16 protein-coding genes are annotated in these 20,067 nt (G+C 39.3%); 12 read left to right on the top strand and 4 right to left on the bottom strand.

Annotation, left to right across the window (positions count from 1 at the left end; translation table 11 throughout):
* The 3 genes from priA to ccsA all read right to left on the bottom strand — a co-directional run bounded on the left by priA (position 1) and on the right by ccsA (position 6,511).
* Positions 1 to 2,424, bottom strand: a complete 2,424-nt coding sequence (gene priA / locus LCM02_RS03650; protein WP_262902484.1) for a replication restart helicase PriA — start codon at positions 2,422 to 2,424, stop codon at positions 1 to 3.
* A 158-nt stretch (positions 2,425 to 2,582) separates the two neighbouring features.
* Positions 2,583 to 3,182, bottom strand: coding sequence for a glutathione peroxidase (locus LCM02_RS03645; protein WP_224926967.1), 600 nt, complete (start codon positions 3,180 to 3,182; stop codon positions 2,583 to 2,585).
* Complete coding sequence (gene ccsA, locus LCM02_RS03640) at positions 3,179 to 6,511, bottom strand: cytochrome c biogenesis protein CcsA (protein WP_224926966.1); 3,333 nt, start codon at positions 6,509 to 6,511, stop codon at positions 3,179 to 3,181. The genes LCM02_RS03645 and ccsA overlap by 4 nt, the downstream gene beginning before the upstream one ends.
* 312 nt (positions 6,512 to 6,823) lie before the next feature.
* Here ccsA and LCM02_RS03635 point away from each other — a divergent pair, with 312 nt between their 5' ends.
* The 12 genes from LCM02_RS03635 to LCM02_RS03580 all read left to right on the top strand — a co-directional run bounded on the left by LCM02_RS03635 (position 6,824) and on the right by LCM02_RS03580 (position 19,478).
* Complete coding sequence (locus LCM02_RS03635; protein ID WP_224926965.1) at positions 6,824 to 7,942, top strand: cytochrome c3 family protein; 1,119 nt, start codon at positions 6,824 to 6,826, stop codon at positions 7,940 to 7,942.
* A 75-nt stretch (positions 7,943 to 8,017) separates the two neighbouring features.
* Positions 8,018 to 8,395: a hypothetical protein gene (locus LCM02_RS03630; RefSeq protein ID WP_224926964.1), complete on the top strand. Its 378-nt coding sequence runs from the start codon at positions 8,018 to 8,020 to the stop codon at positions 8,393 to 8,395.
* 17 nt (positions 8,396 to 8,412) lie between these two features.
* Positions 8,413 to 9,333, top strand: a complete 921-nt coding sequence (locus LCM02_RS03625) for a DUF5777 family beta-barrel protein (protein ID WP_224926963.1) — start codon at positions 8,413 to 8,415, stop codon at positions 9,331 to 9,333.
* Between the two features lie 20 nt (positions 9,334 to 9,353).
* Complete coding sequence (locus LCM02_RS03620; protein WP_224926962.1) at positions 9,354 to 9,602, top strand: hypothetical protein; 249 nt, start codon at positions 9,354 to 9,356, stop codon at positions 9,600 to 9,602.
* Positions 9,603 to 9,619: 17 nt separating this feature from the next.
* A complete protein-coding gene (locus LCM02_RS03615; protein ID WP_224926961.1) occupies positions 9,620 to 10,591 on the top strand; it encodes a 4Fe-4S dicluster domain-containing protein in 972 nt (323 codons plus the stop codon).
* A gap of 2 nt (positions 10,592 to 10,593) precedes the next feature.
* Positions 10,594 to 11,910, top strand: coding sequence for an NrfD/PsrC family molybdoenzyme membrane anchor subunit (nrfD, locus tag LCM02_RS03610; protein ID WP_224926960.1), 1,317 nt, complete (start codon positions 10,594 to 10,596; stop codon positions 11,908 to 11,910).
* Positions 11,907 to 12,779: a hypothetical protein gene (locus LCM02_RS03605; protein ID WP_224926959.1), complete on the top strand. Its 873-nt coding sequence runs from the start codon at positions 11,907 to 11,909 to the stop codon at positions 12,777 to 12,779. Before nrfD ends, LCM02_RS03605 begins: the two co-directional genes overlap by 4 nt.
* Before the next feature lie 11 nt (positions 12,780 to 12,790).
* Positions 12,791 to 13,189, top strand: a complete 399-nt coding sequence (locus LCM02_RS03600; protein ID WP_224926958.1) for a c-type cytochrome — start codon at positions 12,791 to 12,793, stop codon at positions 13,187 to 13,189.
* 182 nt (positions 13,190 to 13,371) lie between these two features.
* On the top strand, positions 13,372 to 13,833 hold the full coding sequence (locus tag LCM02_RS03595; RefSeq protein ID WP_224926957.1) for a MarR family winged helix-turn-helix transcriptional regulator: 462 nt from the start codon (positions 13,372 to 13,374) through the stop codon (positions 13,831 to 13,833).
* A gap of 7 nt (positions 13,834 to 13,840) precedes the next feature.
* Positions 13,841 to 14,962, top strand: coding sequence for an efflux RND transporter periplasmic adaptor subunit (locus LCM02_RS03590; RefSeq protein ID WP_224926956.1), 1,122 nt, complete (start codon positions 13,841 to 13,843; stop codon positions 14,960 to 14,962).
* A gap of 18 nt (positions 14,963 to 14,980) precedes the next feature.
* Positions 14,981 to 18,163 (top strand): efflux RND transporter permease subunit, encoded by a 3,183-nt coding sequence (locus LCM02_RS03585; RefSeq protein ID WP_224926955.1) that lies wholly within the window; start codon positions 14,981 to 14,983, stop codon positions 18,161 to 18,163.
* Complete coding sequence (locus tag LCM02_RS03580; protein ID WP_224926954.1) at positions 18,150 to 19,478, top strand: TolC family protein; 1,329 nt, start codon at positions 18,150 to 18,152, stop codon at positions 19,476 to 19,478. The genes LCM02_RS03585 and LCM02_RS03580 overlap by 14 nt, the downstream gene beginning before the upstream one ends.
* An 88-nt stretch (positions 19,479 to 19,566) precedes the next feature.
* On the opposite strand, the gene LCM02_RS03575 is transcribed toward LCM02_RS03580, so the two are convergent.
* Positions 19,567 to 19,914 (bottom strand): hypothetical protein, encoded by a 348-nt coding sequence (locus LCM02_RS03575; RefSeq protein ID WP_224926953.1) that lies wholly within the window; start codon positions 19,912 to 19,914, stop codon positions 19,567 to 19,569.
* Positions 19,915 to 20,067: the final 153 nt, after the last annotated feature.

The raw sequence follows: 20,067 nt of genomic DNA, 5'->3' as shown, positions 1-20,067 counted from the left end.
TCAATAACAGTCTACATCGATAATAACCTGAACCGACCTGAATTCTGATATCGCCATAAATGAGTCCTTTATTGTTGAGATAAGTTGTTTTGGCGCATTTAAAGACTTGTTGGCAGGGAGCTTGATCAAAATGGTTTTTAAATACTTATTTCTGATTCTTCCTATCGAAGGGCTGGTTGGCCCCAGAATCTGATCTCCAAAGCTATTACTGAGTGATTTTCCCATCCAGTTAGCGGCAGCATCAACCTTGATCAAGTCTTTATGTTTTAAGGTAATACGAATCAGTCGAACCAATGGCGGGTAAGAAAACTGATGGCGTTCATTCATCTGATCCTCATACATTCCCTTATAATCATGTGTTGTGACTTGTTGAAGAATCTGATGATAGGGGTTAAAACTTTGAATGGCTACTTTACCCCTTTTCTGATCTCTGCCGGCCCTTCCTGAAACCTGAACCATAAGTTGATAGGTCCTTTCATGGGCCCTGAAATCAGGAAAATTCAATAGGTTGTCAGCATTCAGCACGCCAACAAGGGTCACATTCTTAAAGTCTAGGCCCTTGGTAAGCATTTGGGTTCCCACCAGTATATCAATATCCCGTTCATGAAAGGATCTTAAAAGTTTTTGATAACTGTATTTACCTCTGGTGGTATCAAGGTCCATTCTCGCAATATTTGAATCAGGAAACAGTTCCTGCAATTCAAGCTCTATCTGCTCGGTTCCAAAACCTTTGGTATCAAGCGTAGGGTTTTCACAGGCAGGACAGGTTCGTGGAAGCCCTTGCTGATAGCCACAATAGTGACATTTTAATTCATTATTGAATTTGTGATAGGTCAAACTTACATCGCAGTTGGGGCACTGGGGGGCAACGCCACAGGTACTGCATTCCACAACCGGGGAATAACCCCGCCTGTTTTGAAAAAGTATAATCTGCTCCTTTTCAGAAAGCGCTTCCTCCATCAGGGCTAGTAATCGATCAGAAAAATGCCCCTTCATTCGCTTCTTTCTGTGCTTTTCCTTGATATCCACCAACTCAATCTCCGGAAGCAAAACATCTCCATAACGCCTGTCCAGCCTTACATAACCGTATTTACCCTGTTGAGCATTATAAAAAGTTTCGATAGAAGGTGTGGCACTTCCCAAAACTACATTTGCACCGTGAATTTTACCGAGTAAAATGGCTGTATCACGGGCATGATATCGGGGAGCAGGCTCAAACTGCTTAAACGAGGATTCATGCTCTTCATCAACAATGATCAAACCTAAATTGCTAAATGGAAGCAATACTGAGGAGCGAGCTCCAAGTACTATTTGCGCTTTTTCAGAATTGTTCAATAAATTATTCCAGACCTCTACCCTTTCGTCAACAGAATACCTGGAGTGAAACACAGAGATGCTCTCCCCAAAAAAAAGCTGCAATCTGCTTATGATATGGGTTGTTAAAGCGATTTCAGGTAGCAGGTAAAGCACCTGTTTACCCTTCTTAAGGGCATCAGCGATCAGATGGGTGTAGATTTCCGTCTTACCGCTTGAAGTCACACCGTGTAACAAACAGACTTCCTTTTCTTTAAAAACTTCCCTTATTTTTCCTAATGCGTCTGACTGCCAGTCATTCAGCTCATGGATGGGACGAGATTCGGTTTGAAACGAAACCCTGTCTTCCCTGACCTCAATGATTTCAAAAATCCCCTTGTCCACAAGACTTTTTATTACACCTGAAGAAGCCTGGCTTTTTTCCTTTAACTCTTTCAATAAAACCGGTTCCTTTGTCCCCTGTTTGAGCTGAAAAAAATTTAGCATTATCTCTCTTTGTTTAGGGGCCCTACCCAAGCCATCTAGTAATTGGTGTAATTCTTCTTCCAACTGATACCTCGAAGTAAGATCCACATATTTAACATACTTCGGTTTATATTGTTCAAAGATCTCTTCTTTGACTTCAATGGCATCTTTGGCTAAAAGGCCATTGATAACGGATAAAACACCTTTCTTATCCAGAATTTTACTGATGTCATGAATCTTTAACCTGGCCTCTTGCTCCAAAGCCTCCCATATCATGTATTCTTCATCATTAAGAGTTTCTTCCTGATCAAAATCTACTCTTTTCAGCACCAGCGTTTCGCTTTCAAGCAAAAAAGCTTTAGGAAGGCTTGCACGCAATACATCGCCAAGAGAGCACATATAATAGGAAGCGATCCATTCCCACTGTTGTAACTGTGATTGGGTCACTAATGGGAATTCGTCCAGTATCTGATAGATGTCTTTGGCCTCGTACGCTGTAGGCTCTTCCTGGTGCTTTTCAAAAACAATCGCTGTGTAGATCTTTGACTTTCCAAACGGAACAGCCACCCTGGTTCCGATTTCTATAAAATCAGCCTCTGCCTCAGTTATTTTATAGGTAAACAACTTTTGCAGGGGAATGGGCAATATGACGTTTATAAAATTTATTTATTCAGGATTAGGATGAATTACGAAGCTAATGGGTTTATGGCTTTTCTACAAACATTAATGACAAAAAAACACCTCCGAATTTTGAAGGTGTCTTGATTTTTTAAAAGCAATCTGAATCCTGTATGTACCGTCTTTTATTTGGTCTCGATCCAATCTATAACTTTAGAATCGGTTGGTAGGGTCCGTGGCTCTAAAACCATCGCCAGCTCACCTTTTTCATTTAATAAATATTTTTGAAAGTTCCAGGAAACCTCAGAATCCTGTAATCCGTTTTTACTTTTTTCGGTTAAAAAATGATAAACCTCATGCATGTCAGCTCCTTTCACTGAAATCTTCGACATCATCGGGAAGGTCACTCCATAATTCTCTTTACAAAACGATGCTATTTCCATATTGGTTCCTGGTTCCTGGCCTCCAAAATTATTTGCCGGAAACCCTACTATCACAAAGTTTTGATCCTTATAGGTATCATATAATTTTTGAAGCTCGGCATACTGAGGGGTCAAACCACATTCTGATGCTGTATTAACCACCATAATTTTCTTTCCTTTTAAATTAGAAAAGTCAAATGCCTCCCCGTAAAGGTCCTCCACCTGAAACTGATAAATGTTTTCAGTGTCCTGGTTTGCAGTTTCTTCTTTCATCACCTCTGCTTTTTGATCCTCCTTGGTTTCTTTCTTGCAAGCGCCCAATACCACAAGGATAAGTGAAAGCACTAAAATTGATTTTTTCATTTTTTCTTAGTTTTTTTCTTTGCCTTTTTTTTGTAAAACCTGTTGAATTTAAAGTATGCTAAGATACTTAAAATCAAAGATATAAGTAACCATCCCCAGATCTGGTTTGGAACCGCAGCCGACTCACCAGCAGCATAAGAATGCAAACCGGATAGTAAATGATTCACACCTAAATAGGTCATCAAAATCGAGGCAAACGCGAATACAGCAACCATATTAAAGGTGTATTTACTTTTCAATCCCGGGATCAGCCTCATATGCAGAACAAATGAGTAGACCATGATACTGATCAGGGCCCAGGTTTCCTTTGGGTCCCATCCCCAATATCGACCCCAGCTTTCATTGGCCCAGATTCCTCCAAGGAAATTTCCTATGGTCAGTAAAACCAAACCAATGGTTAACGACATTTCATTAATGGTTGTGATTTCATTAATGGCGAGGTTCATCTTTTTCTTGTTCTTCTTTGTGGTGAATATGTAGAGGATCAATGCCAGCATTCCCAGCACCATGCCAATGGTAAATGGCCCATAACTTGCAACAATAATAGCTACGTGTACCATCAACCAATACGAATCCAGCACGGGCACAAGATTTCCAATGGACGGGTCCATCCAGTTCCAGTGCGCTACCATTAGCAACATCGAGGTTACAAATGTTGTTGCTGCAAGGGTCAGTGGTGACCTTTTACCAAAGATAACTCCAAAGAACATTGTTGCCCAGGACACATAGATCATTGATTCATAACCGTTACTCCAGGGAGCATGGCCAGAAATATACCATCGGATGCCTAATCCTACGGTATGATAGACAAACAACAACAGAATGATTCCTGTACATACCTTTATCAGAATACGGATGAGTTTTTTATCATTAAAAATGTTAACAATCACCACGATGAACATAAGTAAACTGGCATACATATAATAAGCAAACAGCGACTTAAAAATATCGTACTCATTATAAAAAAGTTCAAGCTCAACTTTTCGTTCTGAAGGCATAACCTCTGAACCGTATCGCTGCTGATATTTATGAATACTTTCAAGATACTCTTCTGCAGTTGAATAATCTTTGGTCTTGGCAGCCTCTACCACTTCGCCGGCATATAACGGTATAATATTGCTCACGTAAAGAGAATCCTCTCCCTTGAAGCCGGAATGCCTGACTTCAATGAATGAAAACCATTTGTTATTCTCGTCATTTGGTAAAGGGAAAAATTTAAATATGGATCCTCCAAGGGCGCCAAACAACAGGTTGGCTCTTCCATCAATATTTAAGATACTCTCCTCATATTTATCCTTGATCTTTTTCTTATGAGCCTTCCCAACTTCTTCTGTTAACTTATACTCTCCCCTTTCTGTAAAAAGATCTGAAAACCGAGCGTACTTCTGTTCATGAGGAATACCTATCAGGTCTCTGACCTTAGTGTTCTCTCTTTTTATATAAATAAAGGGTACAAAATACCAGGCTCTGGGGTTGGTCAACATGGAAACAACCACCTGATTGGCATCCATATTTTTGTAGGTGTCCTTTTTACTAACCTTTCTCAATAATTCCGATGCAAAGGTGTTTAACGGCTTCATTCTGCCTCCTTCATCCTGAATAACCAGTTTACCAAATTCTCTGGAATGCTCCTTGGTACTGGTCTGAACTTCAATGATAGAATCAATGATCCTGTATTGTTGTTCATGCGATTGATGGTCGGCTGCTGAATGTGCAGCGTGAGCGTCCTGCGATTCATCAGAATTGACCGGTTCCTGCACGTGCTCATGATCATGGTTATGTTCTTGTTCTTGCTCCTGTAATTCTGCCTGAGAAGAACTTTGCCCGTTTTGTGAAAAGGCAACTCCCGAGACTAAAAGAAAGATCATAACCAGCTTTGCCTTCTTTTTCTTTAATTTTTTCAGATTCTTTCTTAAGGAACCAAATCGCGTGTCTTTTGTCATAAGTGAAAGAATCAGGCCAAGAAATAAGAAGAAATACCCTACATAAGAGGTCCATGTTCCTGCGGTATCGTAATTAACAGATAAGAAGGTCTGCTCCACTTCTCCCTGATCATTATAACTGGACTGAAAGAATCTGTATCCTTTATGATCCAGCACATGATTCATAAATATTCTAAAGTCAAAAACATCCTCACCATCAACAACCGTGATCTCGCTTGCATAGGATTTTGGACTCATGGAACCCGGATAGCGCTCCAACTGAAAATCTCGCAATTTTACTGAAAAAGGTATCTGAAATTGTTTTGATCCATAACGCAATCTAAAATTCAACCCGTCCTGAGAAAAAACGATAGGACGAGAGACCTGCAAAGAATTTCCAAACAATTTAATTTTTTGGCTGGTTTCTTTTGTAATCACCTCAACTTCTACCATATCATTTGGATGCTCATCCTTGTTCCCTGAAACCAGGGCCATTTTTCCCTTGATGGCTGGTTCGGGAACAACAAATTGATTCCCTCCTATTCGATATAAGGACCTAAGGTTAAATGTCTGGATGGAATCTTGAACAACGGCGCCTTGTGTCTGACTCGCCATGATCATAAACTCACCGTTCGCAGGGGCCTGAATTCTTAAGGTATCGTTAACCGTAAAAATATTTATTGCTCCTTTGGTTTGGTTCTCAAAAGAGAAAAGAGAGTTATGCAAATTCAGAGTTTGTCCTGACCTGATGTAGTGTTCGTGCCTTCCGTCACCACCGGATTCAACAATTTTAAGGTAATCCTGGCCATTTTCATCCCGTTGAAACTCCTCATAGGCGTTCGGGATATAATCCACATAATTGATCTCTACCGGCTCACCTTTGAAATCGGTCTTTATTGAAAAATCATTACCACCACGTATCCAGTTCAGAAATCTCGAGGTGTTATAAATGAAATTACTGCTGTTACCGTAAGTTGAGGCAAATAAATAATGCTCATACATGGGTGCTTTCTGCTCCTTATCATCATCAATGTGTATATCGATATAGGCTTTATCCGACAAAATTTTATTGGTAGTCTCACCTTCAAAGATGGGCATAATACCCTCATAACTGACGTACCTGGTAATGCCCGCACCAAGAATAATTAAAACAAAGGAAAGGTGAAACATTAAAACAGGAAGTTTCTTTTTTTGAAGAAGTTCATATTTTTTGATGTTTCCAATAAAATTGACCATAAAAAGCAACATGATCAGTTCGAACCACCAGGCATTGTAAACAAGCGCCTTGGCCGTTTGAGTGCCGTAGTCATTCTCAATAAAAGTTGAAATGGCCATAGCGGCCGCAAAAAGGAAAAACAAAACCGCGGTAAACCGCATTGAAGACAAATAACTTATAACTTTTTTCATTCAAAGCAAATTGTGTGATATCGAATGCAAATTTAATAAAAAATCATTCATGAAATTTTAAAAAATTTGAGAATCAACCACTTATTTTTTGGAATCATTAATGATTCAAATTTTGCACTCATTTTGGTCAAAAATTTTTCCATTTTTAGTTACTAAAGTCACATAGTTAAAATGACATTTATCATATTTTGAATTTTATCCACTGATTTTCAGTGTTTTAAATATTTTTAAAACTGACAATTATCATGATTTATAAGTTGGTTTGATTTTAAATTTACTTAACACTTTTTTAACACGTAAATTTCAAATACCATGAAAATTATCAAGCTTATAAATCTCTTATTAATTGTATCGACAAGTATGTTACTTGTCCAGTGTACAACAGACCCTATTCCCGGGGAAGACGGTAAAGACGGAATGGACGGTATGGACGGAGCAGACGGAGCCAGCGGAACAGCTGAATGCGCAGCATGTCACAATGTGTCGACTGCAGAAGAAGTCCACGCTTCTTATCTGTTCTCCGCTCATTACAATGAAAACATGGATCATCAAGAACCTGGAGGGGGGCCGGATGCTCCTTTCGTACCACTTTCACGATACGGTAACCGAGGTTTTGGTCCCAATTTCGGTACCAGCACATGTACAGCTTGCCATACCAGTGACGGCTATATAGACTGGACGGAAAAAGGAACTGCCCTAACTGGAGACGGTGTTGGTCCGATTTATCCGGGTACCCAAACAATCACTTGTAACACCTGTCATGGAAATCATACGAGTTTCGACTTTGAAAATGATGGTTACGATTATGCTCTTAGAGTAGTTGCTCCTGTAACCCTATTGGCAGATGCTTCGGTTACAATAGACTATGGTAAAGACGGAATGACCAGTCACACATGTGCGACTTGCCACCAGCCAAGATCCGTATTCCCGCTTCCTAATGAAGATGGTAAGATCGCAGTAAACAGTCGCTTTGGACCACATTACGGAGCACAGTCAAGTCTTCTTGAAGGAATTCAAGGAGCAGAAGTGGCAGGTTCCTTGCCTTATGAAGAGCCAGCATCTGCGGCCCATAGAAGAGGTTCAAGTTGTACTTCCTGCCATATGGGAGAGAGCACAGGTAATATTGATGGCCTGCACAGTACCATACCAACAGAAACTTCATGTGTCCAATGTCATACAAGTGGTATTCCAAGCGGAGATTTCCTCGTTGAGGATATAAAAACATTAGAGGATCTTCTCCTTGCCGAAGGCTTACTCAAATTAAATGATGACGGAAGTGTGAGCCCGGTTGGCGGAACATACGATTTAATTCCAGCCCAGGCCCTTTGGAACTACCGTATGATCTATTATGACCACAGTAAAGGTCTTCACAACCCTAAATACGCAAAGGCTTTAGTAAGAAACTCTATAGAAGCTTTACAAGGTAATTAAATGGAAAGAAAAAATGCAGATACCATTATCTGCATTTTTTCTAAATGTTTAAAAGTTTCATTTAAAATTTCAAACATGAAAAATTTAAAAATAATAATGGCATTGATAACTATGGGGTTATTTGTGGGATCATGTTATTATGACGAATTTCCTCCTGATGTAGTGGATATCCCCGATGTAGTTTCATATTCAAATGATATTATGCCGCTCTGGGAAGGTCAATGTGTCAGTTGCCACAACGGAGCAATACCTCCTGATCTTACACCTGAGAATTCCTATGAAAGTCTTTTAAACGGTTTTGTTGAAGAGTTTGATTCTGAAAACAGCATCTTATACTTGTCACTAATCCATGCCGACGGTGTTTCTCCAATGCCAACACCTACAGAACGATGGCCGGCATCCAAGACTGAGTTAGTAAAGGCTTGGATCGATCAAGGAGCCTTAGATAATTAACCTTTAAGAGCAAAAAAATGAAAAAATATATATACATACTACTTGTTCTTTTGGTAATGCCTTTTGTAGCATTGGCACAGGAAAGTGAAGAAGTAGAACAGGATACAATTCCAAAGAAAAAAGAAAAACTCGAAAGAGCAGCTTTTGAGAGCTCCTACATTGTAGATAATCCAACTAATATTGTACTAAGTCCAAGAGCTTTAGAGGTTCAGATGCAACACAGATTCGCTAAGATGGGTGACTGGTCGGACCTTCAAGGAATTTATGGACCCAATGCCAACATAAGATTAGCAGGGGCCTATGGTGTCCATGAAAGAGTAACTCTAGGATTTGGAGCAACAAAAAATAAGATGCTCCTCGATGTTAATGCCAAAGTAGCTATTCTCAGACAAACTCGTTCCAATAGTATGCCGGTGAACTTAAGTTATTTTGGCGACTTCGCTTATGATGCAAGGGAGCAAACCGAAACCATGGTACCTCCGGTTAATTACCATCAGGATCGTTATTCATTTTTCCATCAATTGATTCTGGCGAAAAGATTTACACCAGAATTTTCAATGCAATTTACCACCAGTGTCTCGCATTATAACGCTGTTTATGATGGAATGCAAAATGATCGATGGGCTTTTTCGTTGGGAGGCAGGTACAAAATAACCCCGAATACAGCAATTCTCGTTGATTATAGTCAACCTCTCACGCAATTTGATACGAGTTCAAAACCAAATTCAGAGGGTGAATTGATTAAAGAAACGCGATACACAAATCATCCAGGTTTAAGCTTGGGATTTGAATTTGGTACCTCAGGACATGCCTTTCAATTATTCATCTCGAACTATTCAGGTATCGTTCCTCAGGAGAATTATATGTGGAACAAAAATGATTTCTTTAGTGGAGACATACTCCTAGGATTCAACATCACAAGGATCTATAATTTCTAGAACCACAGAAACTATTGATCATGGGACAGAAAAATAAATTTACAAGAAGAAGTGTCATACCAATATTGGGCAGTAGTTTTCTACTGCCCTTTCTAGGAAAGGCAGCGGTGTTAGAATCTGAAACGGTTGAAGATGAAACTTATGAAATATTGATTAAACCAGACGGAACTCCGGTTAAAGTCAAAAAGAGCAGTCTTAAAAATGCCAGGGTCTTAAAGAAAAAAATATCAAATAAGGGTTTTATGAACTGGCTGGGTAAAAAGCTTTAATTCAAAAGTTCTAAATCATGGGGAAATCGAATAAAAATACACGCAGAAAATTTCTGGATAAAGGATTAAAGCTGGGATTTATAACGGCTTTAAGTGGTTTTGGCATATCAAAGGTTGCTTCCAAACTTAATGCAAATACAAACCATCATTCAGGTTCCACTATGGAACTGATGAATACCAACGGCGATATTATACAAGTGGACACATCAGATGTTGCTCCGATGGAGCATTCTTCGGATCATGACGAAAAATACAATGTCAGGGAAGGGATGCCTAATCGTAAATTCGTAATGGTTGTCGATCTGGCCAAATGTAAAAATGCGCTGGCCTGTCAAAGTGCATGTAACAAACATCATTATGTAACAGGAGACAACGCCTGGATCAAGATATACAATATGCAGGAGTCAAAAGATACGGCACCCTACTGGATGCCTGTTACTTGTCAGCATTGTGATCAACCTGCCTGCGTTACGGTTTGCCCTGTAGATGCCACGTTTAAAAGAAGAGACGGACTGGTACTTATTGACAATGAACGTTGCATAGGTTGCCGTTTTTGTATGGCGGCCTGTCCTTATTCTATTAGAGTATTTAACTGGAAAGAACCCGATCAGGGAGAAATCTATGTTGACATGGATATGTCTCACCATAACCCAACACCGGAACACGCCGGAATGCCAAGTAAAATGGGAACTGTAGATAAATGTGATTTTTGCCCGCATGCCATTAAAAATAATGAATTACCTCATTGTGTTACCGCATGCCCTAACGGGGTATTCTATTTTGGAGACAAGTATGAGGATACGGTGACGAATGGAGAAGAATCGCTTCGATTAAGTCAATTACTTGAAGATAAAGCAGGTTACCGATTTATGGAATCTCTTGGTACCGAGCCAAGCGTGTATTACCTGCCGCCAACTGACCGACTGGTTGACTTTGAGGACGGACTTGAAAACTATATGGAGTATGAATCTGTTGCTAAACCTGAATAATTATGAAATCACGTGAACAGTTTATTAAGGATCTTGCCCCAAAGAAGTTTACAAAGGCTGAAAAAATCTGGGTTGGATTGCTCGTATTTATGGTTATTGCCGGATTTATTGCCTATGTTGATCAGGTGAGATCAGGCTTACAGGTTACAAATTTGAATGACTATGCCCTTTGGGGAATCTACATTTCAAACTTTGTTTTCTTTATCGCTACGAGTTTTGTAGGGGCCGCAACAGTTGCTATCTTAAGGTTGACCGGGAATACCTGGAGAACCCCTTTGGTCCGAATTGCTGAAATCATATCGCTCGCTGCAATTATTATGGCTGGTATAACCATTATTATTGACTTAGGCCGGCCAGACAGAGCTTTGTATACTATTATCTACGCCAGATTTCAGTCACCGATTACCTGGGATGTGATTATCATACCAAGTTATTTGATTGCGATATTCTTCCTGTTATATTTTCCTCTGCTACCGGACCTGGCCATACTCAAAAAGTACTATAGCAAAAGTAAACCAGGGCTAAGCAAATTATATGGAAAACTTTCGCTTAACTGGAAAGGGACCAAAGCCCAAAAACTAATCCAGCAAAAATCGATCAGGATCATTGCGGTTTTAGTACTTCCTTTAGGACTGATCCTCCAAACCATAGATGCCTGGTTGTTTTCTTCAACCTACAGAATTGGATGGAACAGTACTAATTTTGGACCCTATTTTACCTCGGGTGCTTTTGTAGCAGGAGTTGGGACCCTCGTTGTTACCATTTATGTGATCAGAAAAGTAAAAGGCTTAGAAGATTATATCACAGATTTTCATTTTGACAAAATGGGTAAGTTCCTGGCCCTGGCCTGTCTGGTATATCTCTATTTCAATATCAATGAATACCTGATGCCGGCTTATGCTTCAACAGTGAATGAACAGATTCATCTCGAAACGTTGTTCACCGGCCACTATTCTACCCTGTTTTGGTTTGTAACCATTGGAGGGTTAATTGTTCCGGTTATTATTTTGATGTTTAAAAAAGGAAGGTCACCCGTTGTCATGTTTTGGGTTGCCATGCTTGTTGTTCTGGCTTCCTGGTGGAAACGTTACATCATTGTTACTCCGACACTGCTTCATCCCTATCTGCCAATTCAGGGTGTCCCGGAATCGTGGAGAGACTATTTTCCTAGTCTTCATGAATGGATCATAACCGGTAGTAACCTGGCGACTGCATTGTTGATACTAACTTTACTGGTCAGATACCTTCCTGTTGTAGGTATTCAAAGATCCATTGATGAAAGTGGGATTGAGGATAATGATAAAAAGAGTAAGTCATGAGAAATTTTAAAATTACAACAACGGGCTTGTCAATACTGATCCTTTTATCAGGATTCTGCTTCAATCTTAATGAACTCAGTGCTCAAACTAAAAAAAAGGACAGAGCCAGAATTAATGCAGATTATGTAAAAGTTGTTGGCGGAGAACACTACCTTAATATCAAGGCTTCGGCACGTATAGACAGAAAAACGGTTGAGCTTGCCGATCTTGACCTGACCATTTACCAATTAGTTGATGAAGAAGAGGTTGAACTTGGCGTTACAAGAACCAATTCTGCAGGGTTGAGCAAATATATCTTTAAAAACTTCAACGATCTTAAACCCGACAGCTTAGGTATGTACCACATATTGGTTGGTTTTGATGGAAATGAAAGTTTTAGAAAAGCATCGAGAGAAGTCGACTTCAAGGATGTTGATTTAACCGCAGAATGGATACAAAAAGACAGTTTGAATTACATAAGGGCCACGTTGGTAGAAAAAATATCAGACAGTGCCTTAATGGAAATGCCATTAAAAGTAAGAGTTGAAAGAATATTCAGGCCTTTGACTATTGGAGAGGATTACTATGAAACAGATGAAATGGGGCAAATTGAGGTTGAAATCGAAGATGGCATTCCGGGTGTGGATGGCAACTTGAATATTGAAGTGGTGCTATCGGAAAGCGATGATTACGGAACAGTGATTTCGAAAATTACCGCCCCAGTAGGCACTGTTATTGTTGACGAATCGACCTATGACAGCAGAACCATGTGGTCACCGCGGGGTAAAACACCTTATTTCCTTTTGGGGGTAACCTACTCATTTATTATTGTTGTTTGGGGCCTTTTTATTTATTTATTTATTAACTTAGTCAGAATCTTTAAATCTTAATTTAATCAGACATGAAAAAATTTAAACAGTTGATAGTTTTAAGCATTTTATCCTTCGCATTTATTTCATTCACTGGAATAATTCAGGATGAATGGGTTGTGCCTGAAAAATATGTCAACATGAAAAACCCGACTGATCCGGAAGTAGATCTTAAAATTGGTAAATCACTTTATGCAAAACATTGCCAGTCCTGCCATGGCAAGGAAGGATATGGTGATGGAAAAAAAGCCAATGAAGTTGAAGGAGATCTGGGAGACTTCTCTTCGGAAGAGTTTCAGGCCCAGACGGACGGTGAGTTATTTTACAAAACTTCTTTTGGTCGTGATGACATGCCGGAATACACAAAGAAAATGCCTGACGATGAAGACAGGTGGCTGATTGTCAATTACATGAGAACACTGGCGGAATAAATATTGAATCTGTTACTATGAAAAGACCATTGAATAAATTTCAATGGTTTTTTTTGTCTTTTATAGGCTTTAAGATTTAACTTACTGATATTCATATTGTTCAACTTTTTTATGAAAACATTAACATAGTTGCATGTGCAACTAATTTTCTTCTTTTTGTATTTTTGGCAAAATTTTAGGATTTGTCAAAACTTTTTCAAGATACCGATACAGTTACCCTCATCCCGTGGATTGGCAAGACAGCCAAGTTCATGGACTATTACATTTCTGATGTGATGAAAAGCCATGGGGTGAACATCAGCAAAGAACAGTTTATTGTTTTAAAACATCTGCATGAGCAGGATGGAAGGAAACAGAACGATTTAGCTTTTATCACGAACAGGTCCAAAACAGCTTTGACAAGACTAATTCAGACGATGGAAAAGAAAGGACTTGTATCGCGAAGTGTTTCCTCTGAAGATATGCGAATAAACAATGTGTTTCTTACCGATAAAGGGAGAATCGTATGGGACACGTCCCTACCTTATTTCATGAACATCATTCAAGAACTTCAAAAAAATATTTCTGAAGAAGATCTTCAGGTCGCACAAAATGTGCTAAAAAAAATTCAAGAAAACATTAATAAAAAAACCTCAATAAAGTAATCACACAATGAGAAAATATATAAATATAGTACTTGGAATTTTATTGATTGCCTTGGCATTTTGGCTGGTAAATGTTATGGGCATTTTAAATAAGAAACCCGATAAGGCACCGGTTAAAATCGTTAAAACAGTTTTTGTCGAAGAGGTGAAAAACAGTACAATTCCCATTACAATTACAGCAAATGGAAATTTGGTAGCCAAAAATAAGATCGAGATCTATTCCGAAGTTCAGGGGGTTCTTCAGCCGACGGCAAAAGAATTCAGACCCGGGAATTCATACAGAAAAGGAGAAGTGATTTTAAAAATTAACAGTGAGGAGCACTACGCAAATCTACAGGCACAAAAAAGTAACCTTTACAATTCAATAACGTCAATCATGCCCGATATACGACTTGATTTTCCGGAAGAATATGAAAAATGGGAACAGTATTTAAGAGATTTTGATTTTGACAAGCCTACTCCGACGCTTCCCGAAATAAGTTCAGAAAAGGAGAAGTTCTTTATTTCCGGGAGAAACATTTACACCACGTATTATAATGTTAAAAATATGGAAGTGAGGTTGACAAAATATACCATCAGGGCACCATATGACGGAATTTTAACAGATGCAATGGTCAATCCGGGTTCCTTGATCCGTTCAGGCCAAAAATTAGGTGAATTCATCAATCCCAAGATATATGAAATGGAAGTTGCGGTAAATGCCAAGTATATCGACTTATTACAGAAAGGAAATTCAGTTGATGTTACAAGCAGGGACACCGATCAAACCTGGAAAGGAAAGATTTCACGTGTGAACGGACGTGTGGATCAAACATCACAAACTGTAAAGGCTTATATTCAGCTCGAAGGAAAGGATCTTAAAGAAGGCATTTATCTGGAAGCCCACTTAGTGGCCAAAGCAGAAGAAAATGCTTTTGAAATGGAGCGAAAGCTTCTGGTAAACAACGAAAGTGTTTATGTGTTCAAAGACAGTATTATTGACCTCGTAAACGTAAACCCAGTCTATTTTACGGATAAAACAGTAGTCATTAAAGGATTGGCAGATGGGACCAATGTATTGAGCAGATCAGTTCCTGGTGCTTATCCCGGTATGAAAGTTTCAATTTATGGTTCTGATCCTAAACAATAATAAGCTCCATAGCAGATCATGAAAAAAGTTATTTCCTATTTTATTAAGTACCACGTTGCAGTAAATGTGATAATCCTTGCTGTAATTTTCTATGGTATCCTTGGGATATTCTCGATGAAATCATCATTTTTCCCTTTGACCGATTCAAGATTTATCAATATCTCTGTTGTATATCCCGGTGCCTCTCCACAGGAAATGGAAGAAGGGGTTGTGCTCAAAATTGAAGACAATTTAAAAGGCATTGTAGGTATTGATCGAGTGACCTCAGTATCTCGGGAGAATTCGGCCAGCATCAGTGTGGAAACCGTGGTAGATTCAGATATAGACGTGGTTTTGGCCGAAGTAAAAAACGCGGTTGACAGAGTGCCTTCCTTTCCTACTGGAATGGAACCTCCCGTGATTGCGAAAGTCGAAGCCATTGCCCCGACGATCAATTTTACAGTTAGTGGGACCGACCTTCCCTTGACAACCTTGAAAAAATATGCCAGAGACGTAGAAAATGATTTACGGGCCATCCCGGGCATTTCTCAGATTGCTTTAACGGGATTTCCGGATGAGGAAATTGAAATAGCCGTAAGAGAAATTGATCTTCGTGCTTTCGATCTGACTTTTGCTGATGTGGCTCAGGCCGTTCAAGGATCCAACCTTTTGATATCTGGAGGAAACATTAAAACAGATTATGAAGACTATCTGATTCGTGCCCGCAACAGACAATATTACGGTGAAGATTTGCATAACCTGATCGTCAAAGCGGACCAATCTGGAAACGTGATCTATCTGAAGGACGTGGCAACGGTGAGAGATCGATGGAACGAAAACCCGGACCGACTATTTTTCAATGATGAGGTTGCCATTAGTATACAGGTAAACAACACCAACAGCGAAGACATGATCGCCTCGGCAGATGCGATTAATATTTACATAGAGAAATTTAACAAAACCCACGATAATGTTCAGCTCAATGTAGCGAGTGACCGATCAATTGTTTTAAAACAAAGAACAGATTTATTGACAGAAAATGCCTTTGTAGGTATTCTGCTGGTCCTTTTGTTTTTATCCTTGTTTTTAAATGTACGTTTGGCATTTTGGGTAGCTGCCGGATTACCCATAGCCTTTTTGGGAATGTTCATATTTGCGGCAAACCTGGGTGTTACCATAAATGTATTGTCATTATTTGGGATGATTATTGTTATTGGAATTCTCGTTGATGACGGAATTGTAATTGGCGAAAATATTTATCATCATTATGAAAAAGGGAAATCTCCAGTTAGAGCAGCAATAGACGGGACTTTAGAAGTGATCCCTCCCATTATGTCAGCTATTTTGACAACGATGCTCGCTTTTTCCATATTCTTCTTTTTGGATGGAGGTATAGGGGATTTCTTTAAGGAAGTATCGACTGTTGTAATTCTGACCCTAGCTGTTTCGCTGGTAGAAGCCTTGATCATTCTTCCGGCGCATATAGCTCATTCCAAGGCTTTGGTAAGAAACCGTAAAAAACCAACTTCAGGACTTTTTTATATATTCAATCAAATCAACGTAAAAGCGGATCAGTTTTTGGTATTCTGTAGAGACAGGATTTATGGTCCTTACTTAAAGTTCTTTCTAAAGAACAGGTTCCTGGGTCTTGCCATCCCTTTTGCCATGCTGATTTTCTCTATTGGAGGGATTTCAAGTCGTGTTGTCAGGACTTCCTTTTTTCCAAATATGGCCAGTGATCGGGTAGATATCAACCTGGCGATGCCCCAGGGGACAAATGAAAGAATTACGGATTCGATTATTTCAAGTATCGAGGAAGCGGCCTGGATTGTAGGAAATGAATATACTGAGAAACAAACAGGAAACACCCCCGTAATTGAAAACATTATAAAAAGGATCGGCCCCGGATCGAGCAATGCCAGCCTCACTATAAATCTGCTTCCCGGTGAATACAGAGATTTTCCTTCCGGAGAGATCACTAATGCTATTCGAGAAAAAGCCGGTGTGATTTATGGTGCTGAGAGCCTGACATTTGGATCGGGAATGAATTTTGGCGGTAGCCCTGTGGCTGTCTCCCTGTTGGGGAATAATATCGATGAACTCAAAGCAGCAAAGATTGAACTCAAAAGTGCCTTGATGGCCAACCCGATTCTTAAAGATGTTGCGGATACCGATCCGGCTGGGATAAAAGAAGTTCGTATCAAATTGAAAAACGACGCATATATACTTGGACTTACCCTGCAGTCGGTGATGAATCAGGTGCGTTCCGGTTTCTTTGGCTTTCAGGCCCAGAGATTTCAGCGCGGTCAGGATGAGATTAAGGTTTGGGTTCGATATGAAAAAGAAGACAGGTCATCCATTCGGAACCTGGACGACATGTGGATCTCTACGCCTACCGGAAATAAGGTCCCTTTTTCAGAAATTGCTACCTATGACATTGCTCGTGGAGATGTAGCTATTAATCACCTTGAAGGAAGAAGAGAAATTCAGATTACAGCGGATATGGCGAATCCCAAGGAGAGTGCCACGGATGTGATGACGGATATAAAAGACAATGTGCTTCCTGCGATACTGGCTAAGTATCCAAGCGTTCAGCCTAGTTTTGAAGGACAAAACAGGGAAGCAGCTAAAACCATTAATTCAGCAACTCGTGTAGGAGGAATCGTATTGGTTTTAATCTATTGTGTCATTGCATTTACCTTTAGATCCTACAGCCAACCCTTATTACTGTTGATCATGGTACCATTTAGTTTGATCGGTATCGTTTGGGGCCACTATATCCATGGATTTTCCATCAACATATTATCTTGGTTAGGAATAATTGCCTTGGTGGGAATTATGGTAAATGATGGTTTGGTACTCGTAGGTAAATTCAATTCATATCTCAAGGAGGGAATGAAATTTAATGACGCCATGTATGAGGCCGGAAAATCCAGGTTCCGGGCCATATTTTTAACATCCCTCACTACGGTTGCCGGTTTGATGCCGCTTTTATTGGAAAAGAGCAGGCAGGCCCAGTTTTTAAAGCCAATGGCTATCTCAATTTCCTATGGGATCATGATTGCCACATTTCTGACCTTATTAATGTTACCCCTGCTATTGTCGATCAATAATAGTTTAACGGTTAGAATTAAATGGTTAATCACCGGAAGAATGGCTTCCAAAGAAGAAGTTACAAGAGCGGTTAAAGAATTAAAATTAGAAGAAAATGAAAATAAGTAAGGTTTTAAGTTTACTGGTATTGCTTCTCGGATTCTCAATGAATGCGCAAGAATTGCTTGAAAAACAGGGGGCCGTAGACATTGCGCTTGAAAACAACTATGATATAAAAGTCTCCAATAATGATTTGGAGGCTGCAAAAAATAGCTCCAGCATCTATAATAGCGGATATTTGCCATCGGTTTTTGCCAATGGAGGAGCTGATTATCAGAGTAATGAAAGTGAAATTGAATTTCAGAACGGAACGGTTCAGGATGATATTGAAAATACCACAAATTCGGTTAATGCAAGTGTGGGTATTGATTACCTTCTCTTTGATGGTTTTGGAAGAAAGTATAATTATAAAAAATTACAGGAACTCTATAACATCTCGGAAATCAGAGTAAGACAAGTCATTGAAAATACCCTGCTCGACCTTCTTATTGCCTATTACGATGTGGCGAGGCTCACTGAAAATAAATCGAATCTTGAACAATCACTGGCCATTTCAAAAAGCCAGTTATTGAGAGAACAATATGGTTATCAGTATGGCCAAAAGACGCAGCTTGATGTATTGAATACAGAAGTAAACGTAAACCAGGATAGTATTAATTTATTAAATATCCAGAGAGAACTCGCCAATGCTAAAAGAGATTTAAATGTCATTCTTGGAAGAAACGTAAATATTGATTTTCAGGTAGATACAACGGTAACTTATGCTCTTGACCTCACCTATGAAAATATGCTCCAGTCAGCAAAACTGAATAACACCCTTCTATTGCAGGCGGAGAAGAATGTTACTTTAAGTGATTATGACCTTAAGATCAATAAGTCTTCCTGGGTTCCTAATGTAGGAATCAACGGTGCTTATAACTGGAGAGATTCCAATACCGATTCGAATATCAGCAACCCGTTTTTACTTGCATCTCAGACCTCGAGGGGAATCGTAGGAGGATTGACCGTTTCCTGGAACATCTTTGATGGTGGACAAACTAAAACCAGGGTTCAAAATGCCAAAATTGCTATCGACAACAGTAACATTGAAAAAGAACTTATTGAAAAAGATCTGGAGCGAAATGTGGCGAATGCATGGGAAACCTATCAAAATTCATTATTCGTTTTGAGCGCAGAAGAAAAGAACGTTGAAACGAACAGGCAGAATTTTCTGCGTAGTGAAGAACAATTTAAACTCGGGCAGATCATAACGGTTGAATTCAGACTGGCGCAGGTCAACTTTTTAAGTGCCATAAATAGTTATAATCAGGCCAAATACACAGCAAAAGTAGCAGAACTAAGATTGTTGCAGTTAGGAGGTAAATTGATCGGAGCGGACTATTGATTCTAAAAATAATACCATATTAAAAAAGAGGTTGTTTTGTGGCAACCTCTTTTTTTACATTCCTTTCACATACAATGTGAATCCATGATTACTCTTTGAATCCACCATCTTGCCAATCCTTAAGGATTTGGATCTGGGCATTTGTAAGATCCGCGCCTGAAGGGGGCATGGCACCACTTTCCACAGAACCGATCAAATCCCTTCCTGTTACGGCACTTCTCACATTATTATAGGTAACCAAAGACATGGGAGCGTTATTGGTAGGAGGATTTGAATGACAGCTTATACAGCGCGCATCGATGATGGGTTTTACATTTTTTGTATAGGTAATATCATTTACAGGAGGATCAGATCCCGGGTCATCATCACTGTCTGAAGAACAGGAATAGAGAAAAATCATAAGTAGCGGAAGTGAAAAAAATCTCAAAATTTTCATGATATCATTTATTTAGTTAATATTTTCTTTTTGTCGTCTGAATAATCAGGAACTTTCGATTTTTTATTAAGATGAAAACCTGATTATTGCAGGCTTATACCCATTGCCAGAATGCCGAGAATAATCAAGAATACTTTAATTTGTTTTTTGACA

It is taken from the genome of Lutimonas saemankumensis (genome assembly GCF_020171465.1).
GTDB classification, from domain to species: Bacteria; Bacteroidota; Bacteroidia; order Flavobacteriales; family Flavobacteriaceae; genus Lutimonas; species Lutimonas saemankumensis.
The sequence above is the reverse complement of the archived record's forward strand: the minus strand, read 5'-3'. Positions and strand labels throughout refer to the sequence as shown.

What these genes read in the sequence shown, in the direction of transcription:
- LCM02_RS03645 (WP_224926967.1), bottom strand. Translation starts at nt 3,182, where the DNA reads ATGAAAAAATCAATTTTAGTGCTTTCACTTATCCTTGTGGTATTGGGC.
- ccsA (WP_224926966.1), bottom strand. Translation starts at nt 6,511, where the DNA reads ATGAAAAAAGTTATAAGTTATTTGTCTTCAATGCGGTTTACCGCGGTT.
- LCM02_RS03635 (WP_224926965.1), top strand. Translation starts at nt 6,824, where the DNA reads ATGAAAATTATCAAGCTTATAAATCTCTTATTAATTGTATCGACAAGT.
- LCM02_RS03630 (WP_224926964.1), top strand. Translation starts at nt 8,018, where the DNA reads ATGAAAAATTTAAAAATAATAATGGCATTGATAACTATGGGGTTATTT.
- LCM02_RS03625 (WP_224926963.1), top strand. Translation starts at nt 8,413, where the DNA reads ATGAAAAAATATATATACATACTACTTGTTCTTTTGGTAATGCCTTTT.
- LCM02_RS03620 (WP_224926962.1), top strand. Translation starts at nt 9,354, where the DNA reads ATGGGACAGAAAAATAAATTTACAAGAAGAAGTGTCATACCAATATTG.
- LCM02_RS03615 (WP_224926961.1), top strand. Translation starts at nt 9,620, where the DNA reads ATGGGGAAATCGAATAAAAATACACGCAGAAAATTTCTGGATAAAGGA.
- nrfD (WP_224926960.1), top strand. Translation starts at nt 10,594, where the DNA reads ATGAAATCACGTGAACAGTTTATTAAGGATCTTGCCCCAAAGAAGTTT.
- LCM02_RS03605 (WP_224926959.1), top strand. Translation starts at nt 11,907, where the DNA reads ATGAGAAATTTTAAAATTACAACAACGGGCTTGTCAATACTGATCCTT.
- LCM02_RS03600 (WP_224926958.1), top strand. Translation starts at nt 12,791, where the DNA reads ATGAAAAAATTTAAACAGTTGATAGTTTTAAGCATTTTATCCTTCGCA.
- LCM02_RS03590 (WP_224926956.1), top strand. Translation starts at nt 13,841, where the DNA reads ATGAGAAAATATATAAATATAGTACTTGGAATTTTATTGATTGCCTTG.
- LCM02_RS03585 (WP_224926955.1), top strand. Translation starts at nt 14,981, where the DNA reads ATGAAAAAAGTTATTTCCTATTTTATTAAGTACCACGTTGCAGTAAAT.
- LCM02_RS03580 (WP_224926954.1), top strand. Translation starts at nt 18,150, where the DNA reads ATGAAAATAAGTAAGGTTTTAAGTTTACTGGTATTGCTTCTCGGATTC.
- LCM02_RS03575 (WP_224926953.1), bottom strand. Translation starts at nt 19,914, where the DNA reads ATGAAAATTTTGAGATTTTTTTCACTTCCGCTACTTATGATTTTTCTC.